Source organism: Enterococcus sp. DIV1059_2 (assembly GCF_051713685.1).
GTDB lineage: Bacteria > Bacillota > Bacilli > Lactobacillales > Enterococcaceae > Enterococcus_D > Enterococcus_D casseliflavus.
This window is the reverse complement of sequence record NZ_JBIOQK010000001.1, coordinates 913,240-930,470: the sequence shown is the minus strand read 5'-3', so window position 1 is coordinate 930,470 and position 17,231 is coordinate 913,240. Positions and strand designations below refer to the sequence as shown.

The 17,231-nt window shown below is 35.3% G+C and carries 19 protein-coding genes, 1 pseudogene and 1 riboswitch; of the genes and pseudogenes, 8 read left to right on the top strand and 12 right to left on the bottom strand.

Going from position 1 to position 17,231, the window contains the following annotated elements:
* The first annotated feature begins 532 nt into the window (after positions 1–532).
* A complete protein-coding gene (locus IGI72_RS04435) occupies positions 533–1,213 on the top strand; it encodes an IS6-like element IS1216 family transposase (RefSeq protein ID WP_375354781.1) in 681 nt (226 codons plus the stop codon).
* A gap of 311 nt (positions 1,214–1,524) precedes the next feature.
* Entirely contained in the window at positions 1,525–1,764 is a 240-nt protein-coding gene (locus tag IGI72_RS04430; protein ID WP_002316697.1) for a hypothetical protein, read from the top strand.
* A gap of 422 nt (positions 1,765–2,186) precedes the next feature.
* Here the strand turns inward: IGI72_RS04430 and IGI72_RS04425 are convergent, their stop codons facing one another.
* A complete protein-coding gene (locus tag IGI72_RS04425) occupies positions 2,187–4,046 on the bottom strand; it encodes a heavy metal translocating P-type ATPase (RefSeq protein ID WP_002337545.1) in 1,860 nt (619 codons plus the stop codon).
* A 130-nt stretch (positions 4,047–4,176) separates the two neighbouring features.
* A riboswitch (NiCo riboswitch) is annotated at positions 4,177–4,285 on the bottom strand.
* A gap of 444 nt (positions 4,286–4,729) precedes the next feature.
* Here IGI72_RS04425 and IGI72_RS04420 point away from each other — a divergent pair.
* Positions 4,730–5,410 (top strand): IS6-like element IS1216 family transposase, encoded by a 681-nt coding sequence (locus tag IGI72_RS04420; RefSeq protein WP_162985213.1) that lies wholly within the window; start codon positions 4,730–4,732, stop codon positions 5,408–5,410.
* Between the two features lie 304 nt (positions 5,411–5,714).
* Here the strand turns inward: IGI72_RS04420 and IGI72_RS04415 are convergent, their stop codons facing one another.
* From IGI72_RS04415 to IGI72_RS04405, 3 genes are all read right to left on the bottom strand, one after another.
* Entirely contained in the window at positions 5,715–6,479 is a 765-nt protein-coding gene (locus IGI72_RS04415) for an ABC transporter permease (RefSeq protein WP_002337614.1), read from the bottom strand.
* Complete coding sequence (locus IGI72_RS04410) at positions 6,476–7,129, bottom strand: ABC transporter ATP-binding protein (RefSeq protein WP_002307505.1); 654 nt, start codon at positions 7,127–7,129, stop codon at positions 6,476–6,478. The genes IGI72_RS04415 and IGI72_RS04410 overlap by 4 nt, the downstream gene beginning before the upstream one ends.
* An 83-nt stretch (positions 7,130–7,212) precedes the next feature.
* Positions 7,213–7,635, bottom strand: coding sequence for a cupin domain-containing protein (locus tag IGI72_RS04405; RefSeq protein WP_002307506.1), 423 nt, complete (start codon positions 7,633–7,635; stop codon positions 7,213–7,215).
* A 906-nt stretch (positions 7,636–8,541) separates the two neighbouring features.
* Between IGI72_RS04405 and IGI72_RS04400 the strand changes: the two genes are divergently transcribed.
* Positions 8,542–9,036: an AAA family ATPase gene (locus IGI72_RS04400; RefSeq protein WP_002337568.1), complete on the top strand. Its 495-nt coding sequence runs from the start codon at positions 8,542–8,544 to the stop codon at positions 9,034–9,036.
* 379 nt (positions 9,037–9,415) lie between these two features.
* Here the strand turns inward: IGI72_RS04400 and IGI72_RS04395 are convergent, their stop codons facing one another.
* Positions 9,416–9,772: a helix-turn-helix transcriptional regulator gene (locus IGI72_RS04395; RefSeq protein ID WP_002337567.1), complete on the bottom strand. Its 357-nt coding sequence runs from the start codon at positions 9,770–9,772 to the stop codon at positions 9,416–9,418.
* A gap of 198 nt (positions 9,773–9,970) precedes the next feature.
* On the opposite strand from IGI72_RS04395, the gene IGI72_RS04390 reads away from it, so the two are divergent.
* Positions 9,971–10,054: a type I toxin-antitoxin system Fst family toxin gene (locus IGI72_RS04390; RefSeq protein ID WP_071869432.1), complete on the top strand. Its 84-nt coding sequence runs from the start codon at positions 9,971–9,973 to the stop codon at positions 10,052–10,054.
* A gap of 314 nt (positions 10,055–10,368) precedes the next feature.
* On the opposite strand, the gene IGI72_RS04385 is transcribed toward IGI72_RS04390, so the two are convergent.
* Positions 10,369–10,569, bottom strand: a complete 201-nt coding sequence (locus IGI72_RS04385; protein ID WP_002337566.1) for an LPXTG cell wall anchor domain-containing protein — start codon at positions 10,567–10,569, stop codon at positions 10,369–10,371.
* Between the two features lie 160 nt (positions 10,570–10,729).
* Here IGI72_RS04385 and IGI72_RS04380 point away from each other — a divergent pair, with 160 nt between their 5' ends.
* On the top strand, positions 10,730–11,410 hold the full coding sequence (locus tag IGI72_RS04380; protein ID WP_162985212.1) for an IS6-like element IS1216 family transposase: 681 nt from the start codon (positions 10,730–10,732) through the stop codon (positions 11,408–11,410).
* Positions 11,389–11,715: a transposase gene (locus IGI72_RS04375; protein ID WP_375354779.1), complete on the top strand. Its 327-nt coding sequence runs from the start codon at positions 11,389–11,391 to the stop codon at positions 11,713–11,715. Before IGI72_RS04380 ends, IGI72_RS04375 begins: the two co-directional genes overlap by 22 nt.
* A 197-nt stretch (positions 11,716–11,912) precedes the next feature.
* Here IGI72_RS04375 and IGI72_RS04370 read toward each other — a convergent pair whose 3' ends face one another.
* The 6 genes from IGI72_RS04370 to IGI72_RS04345 are packed head-to-tail and all read right to left on the bottom strand — an operon-like array spanning position 11,913 to position 16,671.
* The gene (locus IGI72_RS04370; protein WP_002316691.1) at positions 11,913–12,509 is read right to left on the bottom strand and encodes a YdhK family protein; all 597 of its coding nucleotides are present in this window, start codon (positions 12,507–12,509) and stop codon (positions 11,913–11,915) included.
* 20 nt (positions 12,510–12,529) lie between these two features.
* Positions 12,530–12,736 (bottom strand): hypothetical protein, encoded by a 207-nt coding sequence (locus IGI72_RS04365; RefSeq protein WP_002307659.1) that lies wholly within the window; start codon positions 12,734–12,736, stop codon positions 12,530–12,532.
* 14 nt (positions 12,737–12,750) lie between these two features.
* Positions 12,751–14,145 (bottom strand): sensor histidine kinase, encoded by a 1,395-nt coding sequence (locus IGI72_RS04360; protein ID WP_002337643.1) that lies wholly within the window; start codon positions 14,143–14,145, stop codon positions 12,751–12,753.
* Positions 14,145–14,825 (bottom strand): response regulator transcription factor, encoded by a 681-nt coding sequence (locus IGI72_RS04355; RefSeq protein ID WP_002294790.1) that lies wholly within the window; start codon positions 14,823–14,825, stop codon positions 14,145–14,147. The genes IGI72_RS04360 and IGI72_RS04355 overlap by 1 nt, the downstream gene beginning before the upstream one ends.
* A 27-nt stretch (positions 14,826–14,852) precedes the next feature.
* Positions 14,853–16,436: a multicopper oxidase family protein gene (locus IGI72_RS04350; RefSeq protein WP_005237583.1), complete on the bottom strand. Its 1,584-nt coding sequence runs from the start codon at positions 16,434–16,436 to the stop codon at positions 14,853–14,855.
* Between the two features lie 10 nt (positions 16,437–16,446).
* On the bottom strand, positions 16,447–16,671 hold the full coding sequence (locus IGI72_RS04345) for a heavy-metal-associated domain-containing protein (protein WP_002294786.1): 225 nt from the start codon (positions 16,669–16,671) through the stop codon (positions 16,447–16,449).
* Positions 16,672–16,852: 181 nt separating this feature from the next.
* Between IGI72_RS04345 and IGI72_RS04340 the strand changes: the two are divergent.
* A pseudogene (locus IGI72_RS04340) lies at positions 16,853–16,972 on the top strand (transposase); the annotation flags it as partial.
* Positions 16,973–17,231: the final 259 nt, after the last annotated feature.

Sequence of the window (17,231 nt, the reverse complement as noted above, 5' to 3'; positions counted from 1 at the left end):
AAGGCCCTAAAAGAAAAGTGATTTCCTCTTAGAGCCTCTAAGGATGGAGCGATTTTAACGAATGTGACATAATCTGATTGTGTCACATTAGGGTTTTGATATTTTCGGTAAGATTTGATTATCTCAGAACATTAATATTGTCCCTTTAAAAAATTTTGTCAGTACTTTTAAGTTATTCTATTCTGAAAATTCAAAATTTTCAGTCTATATCATTAACTTATATTCAGTTTTACCAAATGATAAGCTTTAAAAAGTATTCAGAATTTAGTCATGTTATGGATCCAATAAAGTAGATATGGAATATTTATTTTCTCTTGTCTAATTTATAAGAATATGATTTGTCAAAGAATTAAAGCTATGAATTATTCAGGAATAAAAATTATTTTTAATAACAACCTATTATCCTTTCCAAGCTTGTAGATATTTTGGTTTAGATGTTTTTTATGTGAGTTCAATTGGTTCTGTTGCAAAGTTTTCTGATAAACTGATTTTAAGGTAAAATGAATGGAAAAGATAGCTTGGAGGAATCAAGATAGATCATTTTAAAGGCAAGCAATTTCAGCAGGATGTGATTATTGTAGCCGTGGGCTACTATCTTCGTTATAACCTTAGCTATCGTGAAGTTCAAGAAATCTTATATGATCGTGGCATTAACGTTTCTCATACGACGATTTATCGTTGGGTGCAAGAATATGGCAAACTACTCTATCAAATTTGGAAAAAGAAAAATAAAAAATCCTTTTATTCATGGAAAATGGATGAAACGTATATCAAAATTAAAGGAAAATGGCATTATTTGTATCGAGCCATCGATGCAGATGGTTTAACCTTGGATATTTGGTTACGTAAAAAACGGGACACACAAGCAGCCTATGCTTTTCTTAAGCGGTTAGTGAAGCAGTTTGATGAACCGAAGGTTGTAGTCACAGATAAAGCCCCCTCTATTACAAGTGCCTTTAAGAAACTAAAAGAATACGGCTTTTATCAAGGGACAGAACATCGTACCATTAAATACCTGAATAATTTGATTGAACAAGACCATCGTCCAGTAAAGAGACGCAATAAATTCTATCGAAGTTTACGCACTGCCTCTACCACGATTAAAGGCATGGAAGACATTCTAGGATTATATAAGAAAACCCGAAAAGAAGGCACTCTCTTCGGGTTTTCGGTCTGTACTGAAATCAAGGTATTATTGGGAATCCCAGCTTAAATCATAGATACCGTAAGGGATTTTATTCTTTATTTAAAACTTTGCAACAGAACCGTTCAGGGCGTATGGCGACACAAAACGAAAAAATGGTTTCAATAGATATGCTTTTGAAAAAAGCACTCCATACTCTTGTCTTTTAAGGAAAAACGATTGCGATTATAGGAGTTTTTCTTTTCCCTGCTTTTGTTATTATTCTCTCTTTTCATCAGTAAATGAAAGTCGCTGATAAAAAAAATCAGGACATTTACTCCTTGTCCCCCTTCACAAAACGAACACTTGTTCTTATAATGGTTCTAAAGGAGTGATTATCCATGAAATATTTGAATGACGAATATCAAGACCGGGGTATGAAAAAATGGGCGGGCTTTTTCTTATCTGAACACACAGCTGAACAGGAAAAAATTCAAAAAGGATTGGCTCACATCAATTCCCCAAAGCCCCAAATGTCCGAACAAGAGATTGGCGAGGTGCTTCAAGTGGCTAGATTAAAAAATAAGTCCGTTGCCATCCAAATCGAGGCCATCGATAACGAAGGAAATTATTACGATTAATATGCCACTGATGACGGTGATTTGATTTTTCTTTCCTAAAATACACCTTTGCATGATTTTTTCCTCCTGTTTGTTGTTTGTAATGTAAGTCTACTGGATTGAATCAGATTAAGAATTGATCCTCATCAAGAAGTGGTTTTCCTTCGAAAATAGTTTTTCACTGCGCGGTCTTTTTTGTTTTACTCTTTCGTATAACTCTATGATAGCTCCTTTATTGTTTTTAATAATTGATGACAATCAAGTTTGAATAAACGATTTTTAGCATGTATTTAAAATAGATAAAGCTGATAATTTCTGTTCAGAAATTATCAGCTTTTTTGACGATTTAGGCTTTCGCCAAGGGTAAGCTTCATTCCCTACAGATACAAATTTAAAAAGCTGTAGATATTCGCTCACCCTTTCAGCTAATATCATGATGCAGTCTAATAAGCACCACTTAATTCCGCTTTTGTTTTTTCGGACCCTAACAACCGCAAGCCGTTTAAGATGACGAGGATTGTGGAGCCCTCATGGAATAGTACTGCTAAAGGAAGTCCCAGAACGCCGAACATATTTAAAGTAATCAAGCTGACAATAACAGCGATGGAGAAAATGACATTTTGAATAATGATTTTATTTAATTTCTTGCTTAGCTGATAGCTATAAAACAATTTAGACAAATCATTCTTCACTACAACGACATCAGAGGATTCCATTGCGACTGACGAGCCACTTCCCATCGCAATTCCGATATCTGCATTCGCTAGCGCGGGCGCATCATTGATCCCATCGCCAATCATCCCAACAACTTCTTCTTTTCCTTGGCTTTTTAAGACAAAATCTATTTTATCTTCCGGTAACATGGAAGAAATATAGTCATCTACCTTTACTTCCTTTGCAACCTGTGCCGCAACCTTTTCGTTATCTCCCGTTAAAAGATAAACCTTGATGCCCTCTTTTTGGAAATCCGCAACCGTACTCGCTGACTGCGGACGAATTCGATCCCGGAGTGAGAAGTAACCGACGACTTCATTTCCCTTCGCTACAAATATGGTCGTATCGCCTTTTTCCAGTAGCTTTTCAAACTGATCAAATTTATCATATTGCTTAAATGCATCCGGTTTTCCAACTAGGATTGCCCCTTTTTTAATTCCCGAACCAGCAATTTCTTCAATCGATTCCGCTTGATTCACTTGTGCTAAGTTAATCTCTTTAAAGGCAGAAACAATTGCTCTTCCGATTGGGTGACTGGATTGTTGCTCCATATAAATGACTTCTTTTAACAGCTCTTGGTCCAAATGATAATCGACCACTTGGAAGTCGCCATACGTCAATGTTCCGGTCTTATCTGTATACAAAATATTCATTGTACTTAACGCTTCCATTGCGGCTCCACCTTTAAATAAGATACCGTTTTTGGCTCCATTACTTATCGCGCTTAACGTAGCCGGTGTAGCTGATGCCATCAATGCACATGGACTAGCCACTGTTAAAAGTACCATTCCACGATAAAATGCTTCTTCTAATGGTAGGCTTAGGAAATAATATAGAAAGAAGATGAAAATAGGTATGATAATTAAAACGCCAATCACGTACTTACTTTCAATACGGTCTATAAACTTTGCGATTCGAGAAGGTTTGTTTTGTGCTTCTTCAACCATCCGGATAATATTGGAAAACATGGTTTGATTCAGTGTCTTGTTTACTTCTATATGAAAAACATTTCCTTCATTAATCGTTCCGGCAAAAACTTCCTCCTTTAACTCTTTTTCTACTGGGACAGACTCACCCGTTAAAGCCGCTTCATTCACGATTGCATTTCGGTCGATCAAGCCATCAATAGGGATTTGACCACCTTTCGATACCACGACAATGTCCCCAATAACTAACTCTTTCGTAGGGGTAACCACTACATCCCCATTTTCTTTTAGCACTTGGGCTGTGTCGGGTACTTGCGCCATTAATTCTGAAATCGCGCTGGTGGATTTGTTCGTTGCATAATCTTCCAAAACTTCTGCAGCAGCAAAAATCAATAGCAACGCCGCTCCTTCAGACTCAAAATCAATGATTACTGCACCAACTGCTGCCAAAACCATTAATAGGTCGACATTTGGTGAGCGATCTTTAATCGTTTCAACAACAGCATGTTTTGCCGCATAGAAGCCTAAAAAGAAAATTGAAATATAAAATAGTATGGAACTGTATGCATCATTTAGTGGGATAAAGATAAACCCTAAGATTGTAAATAAAACACCGACAACTAAAAATTGTCCTTGCCTACTTTTTGTTAGATACTCAACCATTTCTAAAACCTCTTTCTTATTTTTTGTTTTTTTGCTTACCAATTATTACAAATCCATTTCATCTCATCTTTTCACTCCCCTTTATTTAGAAATATATATATAAAAAAGGGCACACCTATAGAACAGAATTAACTGTCCCACAGGTATGCCCTTATTATTTACATACTCTGCTGCCGCAAAAATTGCAGCCCGGCTGCATGGACCTTTTATATGTCCACCGCCTGTTCAGATCACAATGAATATAACCAACAAACAAAATCTGTTATATTCCAAAGCTTTCATTATTTAGTTTTAATATGCTTCATTGATTCTCATGTGACTATTATAACAAATTTTTTTTGAATTTCAAATCGCTTTTCCATTATTTGAACAGGGTAGAATAGCAATCGCAGCCATAAGCTTTGTGGCGGATCGAAGTCTAGGAAATGTATGCTTCCTTAGTTAGTTCATAAAGTTTTATTTCCACTTTTTTAAATAATTTTTGATATTCTTCTCCCATTTTTTGGTAAATTTCTAATAATTGCATCAATTCTTTTTTTTTAATAAATCACCCATGTGTTCACTCCTGTTCTCCCTCTGTTGTTTTGAATATTCATAATACTTTAAAGGGTTCTGTTGCAAAGTTTTCTGATAAACTGATTTTAAGGTAAAATGAATGGAAAAGATAGCTTGGAGGAATCAAGATAGATCATTTTAAAGGCAAGCAATTTCAGCAGGATGTGATTATTGTAGCCGTGGGCTACTATCTTCGTTATAACCTTAGCTATCGTGAAGTTCAAGAAATCTTATATGATCGTGGCATTAACGTTTCTCATACGACGATTTATCGTTGGGTGCAAGAATATGGCAAACTACTCTATCAAATTTGGAAAAAGAAAAATAAAAAATCCTTTTATTCATGGAAAATGGATGAAACGTACATCAAAATTAAAGGAAAATGGCATTATTTGTATCGAGCCATCGATGCAGATGGTTTAACCTTGGATATTTGGTTACGTAAAAAACGGGACACACAAGCAGCCTATGCTTTTCTTAAGCGGTTAGTGAAGCAGTTTGATGAACCGAAGGTTGTAGTCACAGATAAAGCCCCCTCTATTACAAGTGCCTTTAAGAAACTAAAAGAATACGGCTTTTATCAAGGGACAGAACATCGTACCATTAAATACCTGAATAATTTGATTGAACAAGACCATCGTCCAGTAAAGAGACGCAATAAATTCTATCGAAGTTTACGCACTGCCTCTACCACGATTAAAGGCATGGAAGCCATCCGAGGATTATATAAGAAAACCCGAAAAGAAGGCACTCTCTTCGGGTTTTCGGTCTGTACTGAAATCAAGATATTATTGGGAATCCCAGCTTAAATCATAGATACCGTAAGGGATTTTATTCTTTATTTAAAACTTTGCAACAGAACCGTTCGTCGAAAGTTCTCATTGGTTGAGGATAGGCATGTTCAAAACAATCAGTCCGATATCCTTTTAATCCAGTTGCTGCACTATATAAAAAATTTCATCATAGTTTCGCCCTAGTCGTTCCAAAGATTCGATGACAAAAATATCCTTCTTCCTTAAAAAATGAAGTTCTTTTGCAATTATTCTCGTGAGGTCTTCTTTTAACTACATAAAATTGTAACCACTGGTTTTAAGAGTAGTGTATCATCCCAAATCATATAATTAATTGACTGCGATTGTTATAAAACTCACGGTAAGCCATATAACTAGCAATAAACGAAGAAATCGCAGTAACTGAAATCAACATAAACATCACAACAATTTGGTAACGAATCGCTTGAACAGGATCAATTCCCGCAAAAACCAACCCTGACATCATACCTGGTAGGCTGACAAGTCCAACCGTTTTTGTTTGGTCAATTGAAGGAGCCATGCCCGTTTTGACGCTTTCTCTTACAATACTCATGGACGCTTGTTTTTTATTGGCTCCCAATGCCAATTTTTCCAATACCTGTTGGCGTTGGTCCGTAAATTTTGAATTCAAAGACCGATAGGTCACTCCAATCGCAGTCATGGCGTTGCTGGCAATCATGCCTGTAATTGGAACGATTTGGGAAGGGGACCAGTCAATGACTCCTGAAAAAACAAGAATGAGTAAGGACAAGGCTGTTCCTACTCCAATAGCCGTCGTTGAAATTTTAAAAGAGCGGTTGATCCCCTCACTGCGTGTATGGGCGTTATAAGAAGCGTTGAACACAATGAACAAAACCATCGCTAAAGTGAGAAAGTTGTTATCCACTCGTAATACGTAGCTCAATACATATCCAATAAGGAATAATTGAACGACAGCGCGAATTCCCGCAATAAAAATGTCGTTTCCTAATCCCAATTTCTCTTTGTAATCAATCAACAAGGCAACTATCAAGAGGACAGAGGATAAAAGCAAAGAAAGATTACTGATTTCCAAATTGTTTGTCATTTCGATTCCTCCATTTTTCCACCTTTGATAGTAATCAGACGAGAAGCTTGGTCGATTTCTTCCTGGTTGTGAGTGACGGCCAACACCGTAGTTTGTTGGTCTTTCATCATGTCTCGGACTAAATCAAGGACAATCGCTCTGTTTTCTTGGTCCAATGAACTGGTAACTTCATCCAGGAGCAACACTTTCGGTTGATACATCAAATTTCGGACCAATGCAACCCGTTGTTTTTCCCCTCCTGATAGTTCCTTGACCTCTTTCGATAAGTAAGTTTCAGGTATTTGAACTCGTTCTAACAATTTTTTTGCACGTTCCCGATCAAATCCTTCTTCTCTTATGCGGGCAGGAAAAGACAAGTTCTCTTGAACTGTCTCATCGAATAGAGAAGCGTTTTGAAAGAAATAAGAGACTTCTTTTCTATACTCCACAGGATCGATTTTTTGCAGATCCGTACCTCGATAATAAATTTTTCCGGAAGTTGGGGAAAGCAGCGTACCAATTAATTTCAAAAGGGTACTTTTTCCACTTCCAGAAGGACCAGAAAAAACAATCACTTCCCCTTTGTTTACTGTAAAAGAGATATCTTGAAGGATTTGGTTTCCGTTTGCCTGAAAACCAACCTTCTCTAATTGAAACAATGAATCACTCATACCACTTCTCTCCTTTATAAAAAAGCCCTGCACCAGTGGACCATCCATACGGGTGCAGGGCTTTTGTTTCATCCTAGTGTACCTCAGTGTTCGTTTGGATCGTTTTTGGCGTCTTCATGAGTAGGGTGAACCGTTCCTTCAAGGTGATCTGGACCAGCATAAATGGTATACAGTCTGAGCGGCTTATCACCGGTGTTTTCGATGTTGTGCCACATGTCCGCCGGAACAAATACGGCGTCATCATCCATCACTTTTTGTTGAACATGTAAGTTATCTTTAGAAGGCCCCATTTTACACACGCCTTCTCCTTCTTCAATACGGATAAATTGGTCAATGCCTTCGTGCACTTCCAAACCGATGTCATCGCCCGGTTGAATGGACATTACGGTGACTTGCAGTTTACTGCCTGTCCAAATGGTCGTCCGGTAATTATCATTTCCTGTGGTGGCGTCTTCAATATTAATGATATACGGCTTCTTCCCATGATCCTTGTAGTCTATTTCCATCTTCCATTCCTCCTAGTCTTTGTACTGAAACAATGATACCTACTTCTTATTTATAATAATTCTAATTAATGGTACCACATCTAAAATTCTATGCAAAAAAATTGGCTTTTTGGAGAGCGATTCTAAACAAAGACCATATAATGCGCAATTACAATTGGTACCCCTTAATCCTCAGCACATAAAGGAAAAAATATGGAATCAAAAAATAATCGATATGTACTCTGGTTATGACTTGAATCAGGGAGAATTTCAGAGACGACACATCATACTTTTTTAGTTTGCACTTGTAAACTAACTAGCGTACATTAAGTTTATGCTCACTATCAAGCGTTGTCAATCCTTTAGACTCTTATCAATTTCGAAAGAAAGTAGCAAGGTTATTGATTGTGACTGTAAAAGTGGGGTGTTCCTATAAGCACATTAAACTATCTTCTCTAATTTATCATGCTATTTAAATTCTGTTTTTTCATGAGAATTTTTGTCCAAAACTTGTTAAAATGATTTTAAAAAATACTTACATACACAATCCCCAAAAAACACTAATGTCATTTCAGTCAAAAAAGATACCGCAGAAAATTTCCACCTGAGATTCGATACGATATTACTCTCTTGACAGCCAGCTTAATTCCTTAGTTGAATAGATTATTAAAGTGCACAAAAAACAATGCGGCGTTTGTTATATTTTCTGGTATAAGCGACGGTGCTATAAACTTTTTTGCAGATTAAAAATCATATGAATTTAACTCCAGTAATAAGAGATTAAGTGCCAATGCATAAATGGAGGCATGTCCAGCACTATGCGAATGCTAAAACATCAATAGTACAGGAAATCATGAAAAGAGTGAATAGTAATAATGCTTAAGGAGAGTGTCATGTTTTCTTGGTTTGTTATAGGAGGTTATATCAATGAAAAATACAGTAGATAATTTGTCGAAAAGTAAAGTTATTTTAATGTGCGGCCCTGCGGGAGCAGGTAAATCAACACTAGCAAAAAAATTTGAAAGTACCGGGATGACAATACTATCTTATGATGAAGAATCATTCAAACGAGGTTTGAATGAACATCCTTTACCTCAGGAGGTTTTAGAAGATATTAAAACCTATCTTGATGAAAAACTAATTTCACTTATCATGCAAAACATTGATATTGTTCTCGATTATTCATTTTGGTCTAGAGAAATGAGAAATGAATATATTTCATTATTAAAGAAATACGACATAGAACCCAAAATCTATTATATAAAGACACCTAAGGAAGTTGTTATGGAACGTATTCGAAAAAGAAACGGAAATCATCAAAATGATATCATATTGACGGAGCAAACAGCTTCCACTTATTATGATCATTTTCAACCCCCAACTGATGAAGAAGGTGAAGTTATAGTAGTCGAGGGATATTAATATTGTGGTTTTAGGCATGGAAATTGTACTAGATGATAAGTTTTGTCAAATTTTTTGAAAGATATACTTCCAACAAGGGGATACCAGCTTCAGGTGATATCATTATTGTCATCTCAGAGCAGGGGGTAGTATTGATTCAGCCGGAAGAATAAGTGGCGATGCAATGAAGACGATGAATGCATTATTGAAATTACAGGAAAAAAACTTACTGAAATACGTTATGTTTATTCTTTTGACAACTCTACTCAATCATGATTATGCAATTAGACACGTTATTTTTTATCATGAATGGATATGTTCCCGTCTACCGATGGTGCTAAAAACGCAGTGAATATGTTTCCGAGAACGAACATACTCAAATGACATTCATTCTGTCCTCTCAAGCCACATCGAGTTGGTGGGATTGATAACAAGGGTGGAAAAGTAGAGGCTGGAAATGGCTTGATATAGCGGTATTTTGAGGATTTTGGAGAGTTGAGATTATTTCTTCTTCCATTTCTAAATCCAATGTTACTTGTTCTGATTCTGGTTCTGTTGGCTCATTTGGGATTAAATCCACTACTAGCGTTGAGTTAGTTAACTTTGCAATTTGTTCTAGTGTTTTTATGGTTGGATCTGATTTTCCTGATTCTATTCGTGAATAATTTGATCTACTCATTTCTAATTCTTGGGAGAATTTTTCTTTTGATTTGGTACCTCTCATCTTTTTTAAGTTTTCTCTAAATGCTAGTTCCAAGTTTCTCCCCCCTGTTTATGTAAATATTTTGCACGTTTTCCATTTAATTATATCGTTACACCTTGTAAATCACAAGTGATTAATCACAAATCACTTGTGATTAGTGATTTTAGCTTTTATCTTAATTTATCAACTGTTTAGAATATTAAGTATGCTATACTAATTAACGGCAACTTGCCCCGTAAGGGGGTGCTATTCATGGAACAAATTATCTCGTTAGTTATCGCACCACTTTTAGTGGGTCTAATAATCACATTAGTTGATCATTGGTTAGATGATTAGACGATAGCAAGCAAGTTGCTGTCTAACTCACACGCTTGTATTCGCAACAAGTGCAAAGAAAAGCCCGACCTACTCGCAATAGGTTGGGCTTTTGTGCTATTCATTAGAACTTATCTCGTTTCGCACATTCATTATAGCATGATTTCAAAATGAAGCCAAGTTGCTGATTCTATCTGTTGTTATTGGTGTTGCCTAGAACGATTCTAAGCACATGTTTAATTTTAAAGTGGGCAATTTTATCTTTAAAATGTCCTACAATGATTCAATAAAAGCATGGCTGCTAGTGAAACTTGCGACCATGCTTTTAAATTTACTTAAATTCTCTTTTTAAAAATGATTCCTGATCCTAATACCATTAATGAACCTAGGACAGACAATGCAATATTTGCTGTTTCACCTGTTTTTGGTAAAACTTTCATTTTTCCGTCTAAACCTTTAACTGTAACTGTTCCGTCTTTTTGAACGTCTGCTCCAATTTCTTTAGCTTCAACTTTTTTTGTTGTTCCTATATTCAAAAATCATTTGACGATTAATTATTTTTTAGGTAGCGTATGTTTCAATAAACCAATTGAGTCTATCGTTAATAAGCTAAATAATCAGCGGTTCTGTTGCAAAGTTTTAAATCTACTATCAAATAAGGTAGAATAATAGAAAAAGATAGCAGGAGGAATGACGATGAATCCTTTTAAAGGAAAGCAATTTCAGCAGGATGTGATTATTGTAGCCGTGGGCTACTATCTTCGTTATAACCTTAGCTATCGTGAAGTTCAAGAAATCTTATATGATCGTGGCATTAACGTTTCTCATACGACGATTTATCGTTGGGTGCAAGAATATGGCAAACTACTCTATCAAATTTGGAAAAAGAAAAATAAAAAATCCTTTTATTCATGGAAAATGGATGAAACGTACATCAAAATTAAAGGAAAATGGCATTATTTGTATCGAGCCATCGATGCAGATGGTTTAACCTTGGATATTTGGTTACGTAAAAAACGGGACACACAAGCAGCCTATGCTTTTCTTAAGCGGTTAGTGAAGCAGTTTGATGAACCGAAGGTTGTAGTCACAGATAAAGCCCCCTCTATTACAAGTGCCTTTAAGAAACTAAAAGAATACGGCTTTTATCAAGGGACAGAACATCGTACCATTAAATACCTGAATAATTTGATTGAACAAGACCATCGTCCAGTAAAGAGACGCAATAAATTCTATCGAAGTTTACGCACTGCCTCTACCACGATTAAAGGCATGGAAGACATTCTAGGATTATATAAGAAAACCCGAAAAGAAGGCACTCTCTTCGGGTTTTCGGTCTGTACTGAAATCAAGGTATTATTGGGAATCCCAGCTTAAATCATAGATACCGTAAGGGATTTTATTCTTTATTTAAAACTTTGCAACAGAACCGCTTAGATCAATGCCTTCCACAATGGTTTTGTAAGAAGCTGACGTTTTTAAATAAATACAAATTAGGGATTCAATATGCTTTAAAACCCAGGTATAGTAATGGTTCATTGGAAAGAACAAATAATAAGATAAAAGTGATAAAACGAGTAGCCTACGGCTATCGAAATTTCCACAACTTTCGAGCAAGAATTTATCTCATTCAAGGCTTGATCTTCCAAGTAAAACAAAAACCAGTTAAGCACTCTGCCTAACTGGTTATGACTAAATTTTCAGTTGTCTCTCTACCAGCACTAAATGTCGAAGAGCCAAAAATCTGAGCCAGAATGAGGTTCGTTCTGACCCAGATTTGATTTTGCACAACTCATCAGTCCTTATTAACAAAGAGCTCATATTCCTCATGTTGAGAATACGAAGGCCATGTACCAGCTTATTGGTTTAGTATATAAAATTACTCATTATTTTCGTCATATTCCATCTCATCTTCAGTTACCCACATATGATTCTTAACTTCTTCTTGACCATCGGTTGGAGTGTAATTAACAACGTAAACAGTTCCTGTAATAGATTTATCTACTTTTGCTTCAGCTCCCATCATCCCATCCATGTGATCGGCATTCAAGATAACAGTATCGCCCTCATTTGCTACAGTCTCAGTATCTTTTAACTCTTCTTGTACTACCCATCGATGATTGTTAACCATTGGTCCCCCAGTTTTTGGCTCATAGCTTACTTCATACATTGTAGTATCAAAGGCCCCTACAACTTGAGCATTTGCACCTTTCATCCCTTCCATATGATCGCCTAGCAGTATAACATTACTTCCCACCGGGAATTTAGGGTTTGCAGCATCTTTCATTGAAGAAGGAACCATACCTTCGTGATTCATTCCCTCCATACTATTCATTTCACTAGACGCTGTAGAAGTCGATTCCTCGTTTGTGCTTTTAGAATTATTCGATTCACTTTGATTGCTACACGCTCCTAAAAATACAATAATTCCAAGACTTGCAAATACTAATTTTGTCATCTTTTTCACTGTCTTCATCCTCCTTTAATTAATCACATTTAGGTCATCTCATAAATTTGTAATCCAAAAACTTCTTTTTTAATTGTAGCTATTGATAAGTCCTTCTTAGAAAAGATTACTACAGAATTTGATAAGATATCTAAATGAACTTTTTCGACACTATCTATCGAAATCAGTTGAAAAAATATTTTTTTTGCCCAACATTCACATACTAGTTTAGCAATTTTTATCTGTTTTTGAAACAAATAACTCTCCTCCTTTATTGAAATGGTAACTTTATAACAAATTTAGTTCCTAGACCTAATTTACTTTTTACAGTTATACTACCTTTATGCGCTTCAATAACGCTCTTTACAATAGCTAATCCGATACCTTGCCCCCCTAAAGCTCTACTTCTGGAGGGGTCAGCCATATAAAATCTATCAAAAATATGAAGTTGCTGATCTTTTTCTATACCAATGCCGTTGTCTTCAACAATTAAAAGAACATGGTCTTTATTTTTACTTATAGAAAACTTAATGGTTCCATCCTTTTGCGTAAATTTAATAGCATTACTCAAAAGATTGATAACAACTTGGTTCATTTTATCTTTATCTGCAAATATATTGATGTTATCCCCTTGGATTTCAACATGAAGGTTTTTTGACTCAAATTTGCTGGAGAAATTTTCAATAACGGATTCGATCAACTTATATATGCTAAACTCAGTTTTATTTAAATGATCATACTTTGCTTCAATTTTGTTGATTACTTCTATATTTCCAATTAAACGAGTTAGACGATCTATTTCATCATAACAAGATTGTAGGCGCTCGGGAGTTATTTTCCAGACTCCGTCAATCATTCCTTCCACATTGCCTTTGAGGGTAGCTAATGGAGTTCTTAATTCATGTGAAATATCAGTAGTTAATCTTTTTCGAAGTCCATGCTGTTTCTCCAACTGATTACTTAAATCATTTAGGGAATCAATCAAGGAATTAATTTCAATAATTGAAGTTTCTTGTGGGATTTTATCAGCATATTCCCCACGGGTTAATTTATGTGTAAAGTCGCTTACATGCTTTAGTGGTAATCCTAATCTAGCAGAGATCCACGAAGCAAGTATAAATGATACAAGAAGAGCTGCAATAGCAACATACATTAAACTTTGTTTCATACTGGAGATAAACAAGGCATCGTGCTCTGTATAAGCAAAAGGTCCGAAATAATAAAACGTTACTTTTCCAAACTCGTTTCCATCATTAATTAACTTCTTTTTCGCTTCTATTGTTTCGTCTAGTTTCACACTTTTTTTCTCAGAAACTTTCAAGGCATTTTTTTTCAGTTTGTCCTGTGCTGACTTCAAATTTTTTCCTTTAAGTTCCCAAACCATGTTGCCTTGTTCGTCTTCTATAGAAAAATAAATATTATTTTCTAATGCTTTCTCAGATAGTGCTGCAAGTTCCTCGCTGTTCCATGTTTCTCCACTATTTAACCACAATAAATCAATTGTATATACATACTGATTCAACAAATCTTCTTGTCGCTCTTCTACGTATTTACTAAAATGATTGTTCGTCAAACTTAATGCGACTAAACTAATCGATCCTATTATTAATGTTGCGATTGCTAAAAAGGAAAGAACTAATTGAGTTTTTATCGTTCTTTTTCTCATTAGTGGCCACCAAATCTATATCCTGTACCATGGACTGTCAAAATATACATAGGTGATTTAGCATCATTCTCAATTTTATGTCTTAAGTTTTTTATATGAGAATCGATGCTCCTATCTAGTCCATCAAATTCTATTCCCTTAACTTTCTCTATCAAATCACTACGAGAAAAGACTTTATTAGGTGTGGATATTAGGGCGTGTAGAATATCAAATTCAGTTGTTGTGAGGTTTAATTCCACTTGATGTAGATAAACTTGGCGACTTTCAGGATATACTATCAATTCCCCATTACTTGAAGAAAGCTTATTAGGATTTGATAAGGTCTCAGTTCTGCGCAATACAGTTTGTATTCTCGCAACTAATTCTTTGGGACTAAATGGTTTAATCATATAGTCATCGGCACCTAACTTGAGACCAGTAAGAATATCATCCTCATCAGACTTAGCTGTTAACATTATAATTGGTACATTTGATACTTCTCTGATTTTTCTACACACAGTCAATCCATCAGTATCCGGAAGCATTAAATCTAACACAACTAAATCAGGATTATTTTTCTCGAACTTTTCCAATGCCATTGCACCACTTATTGCTTTATAAACTGAATAATGATTAGCAACTAGATAGGCATCAATAATTTCCAAAATTTTTTCTTCATCGTCCACAATAAGAATTTTCATAGACAATCATCCTTCTTAAATTATTTTCTATTTAATTTCCATTTGTCCCATCATGCCATACTCTTCATGTTCTAATATATGACAATGATACATGAAAATACCCTTATGGTCGAATTTCACAAGAAGTTCTACTGTTTCATCCGGATTTACCAGCACAGTATCTTTCCATCCCTGCTCGTTTAGTGCGGGCTGATTTCCGTCTCTAGATAAAATTTGAAACTGAACACCATGGATATGGAACGGATGAATCATTCCTCCCATCATACTATTAGTATTGTTAACTTCCCAAATCTCTTGAGTATCTAGTTTTTTAAATAAATCTATTCTTTCCATATCAAACTGCTTATTGTTGATGTTTACCATGTGAGACATTCCTCTTAAATTAATACTTTGTCTTGCTAAATCTTCCAATTTCTTTTCATCTAAAGTACTAATAGTATTTAGACTATCAGAGGGAGTAAACTCTTTGTTTTCTATCGTATTCTCAATTCTCATTGTCAAGGCAACCAAATTATTTGCTAGTAAATGAATTACCTCACCTTTTTTATAATTCTGAGTATCCACTAATATTTCTGCCCTTTCCCCGGGGGCTAAAAGTAGTTTACTAAGTTTAACAGAAGTATTCAGAAAACCACCATCTGTAGCAATTTGGTAGAATGATTCATCTTTATCCAAAGTAAAAGTGAAGTTTCTTGAATTAGATCCATTAACAATTCTATACCTCATCCATCGGTTTTTTATCTCAATATATGGATTGATAGTGCCATTAGTAAGCAACGTCTCCCCTTTTGTTCCATCAGAGTTAAAATCATTTTCATAGTTAATTTGATTAGTGGAGCTGAAAGATTTATCTTGCACAATCAAGGGAATGTCGTCGACACCATATTTGGAAGGTAAATCTAATGATTTTGAGTTGTCATCATCAATATACATCAAACCTGCTAAACCCTTATAAACTTGAGATGCTGTTTCTCCTTCCGGATGGGGATGAAACCAGAGTGTAGAAGCTTCTTGATCAACCTCGAATGTTACACTTTTTTTCTGTCCTGCTTCTATAATCTGATGTGGACCTCCATCTGCATCAGAAGCTACTTTCAAACCGTGCCAATGAAAAGATGTGCTAGCATCAAGATTATTGGTTGTATTGATAGTAACTTTTTGACCTTTTTTCAGTCTAATAACTGGTCCTAAAAAATCCCCGTTATAGCCTAATGTTTCAGTTTTTTCTCCATCCATTATTTGAACTTCTCCGTTTTGAGCAACTATATCATATATCACATTTTCTTTGCTTTTTGAAGATGGTTCAAGAACAGGGGGAATCAATAGTTGTCTCTCCGTTTGGTGTACTACCTTCAAATCAGCTTCTTGATTATCCCCCATCATATTGGACATTCTACTTGAGATTTGTCGTTGTTCTTCTTGAAAGACAACTTCAGCATGCTCCTCCTTGTTCTGCTGTTGAATCAATATGAAAACACCGCCTAGGGTCAACATTGATATTGTTGCTGCTAACCAAATATATTTATTATTCTTCAACCCATCATCTCCCATATCTATTATGTAGTTACCATAAAAAAAATATGTGGAGATTTTGTGTTGATTCCCCCACATATACTTATACTTATATAGATATATCCCTAGTTACAGTATACTTTGTATTTTTTAGTAGTTGATTTAAGAATGTTAAAGTTAATTTTGAATCAGCATCGAAAGTAACTGTACCTCTAGCCAAATCAACTATTTTTACACTGACTGTTGGCTCTGCTTCCAAAGCATTTCTTACTTTTGATGCACACCTTGAGCAATTCATTCCGTCAATAACCACTATTTGCAAATATTTCATCATAAAATTCCTTCTTTCTTAAAAAAGTCGCCTATATTGGATTTACTAATCTAATCAATCTTTTAAGAATTGTCTTACAAGTATCATAAGGAAAATTTATGGAGAAACCATGTATAGAGTTTGTTTTAGAGCTTTTAAATATAGGATAGATACAGATTGATTTGTTTAGTGTATGATTGCATATCATGTACATATATCGCTAAGTATCGCGCCCAAAACATAGGTTTCGAGTTTCATGAATATCCTAACAGGTAGAAGTGCTATGATGATATTCGATAAGCATCCTAATATGAAATATAAGTTTAGAACTGCTATTTTGGATAGTTCTTCCTCCTATTCAAATAAATAATTGTTCTACATAAGAATTTCACAATCCTCTCTACCCTCCTCTACTACCAAGTGAAAATCCATTTCAACTAATACCAAAAACCTACATTGGGATTCCAAAGGATTTTTGAGTTCAAAAAAACATGAAATGCCTCTCAGAAATCCGTCCATTGGATTCAACATATACTTATGCACAAAAAGCAGTGAATAAATTTAAAAAACTGGTTTTTCTATAT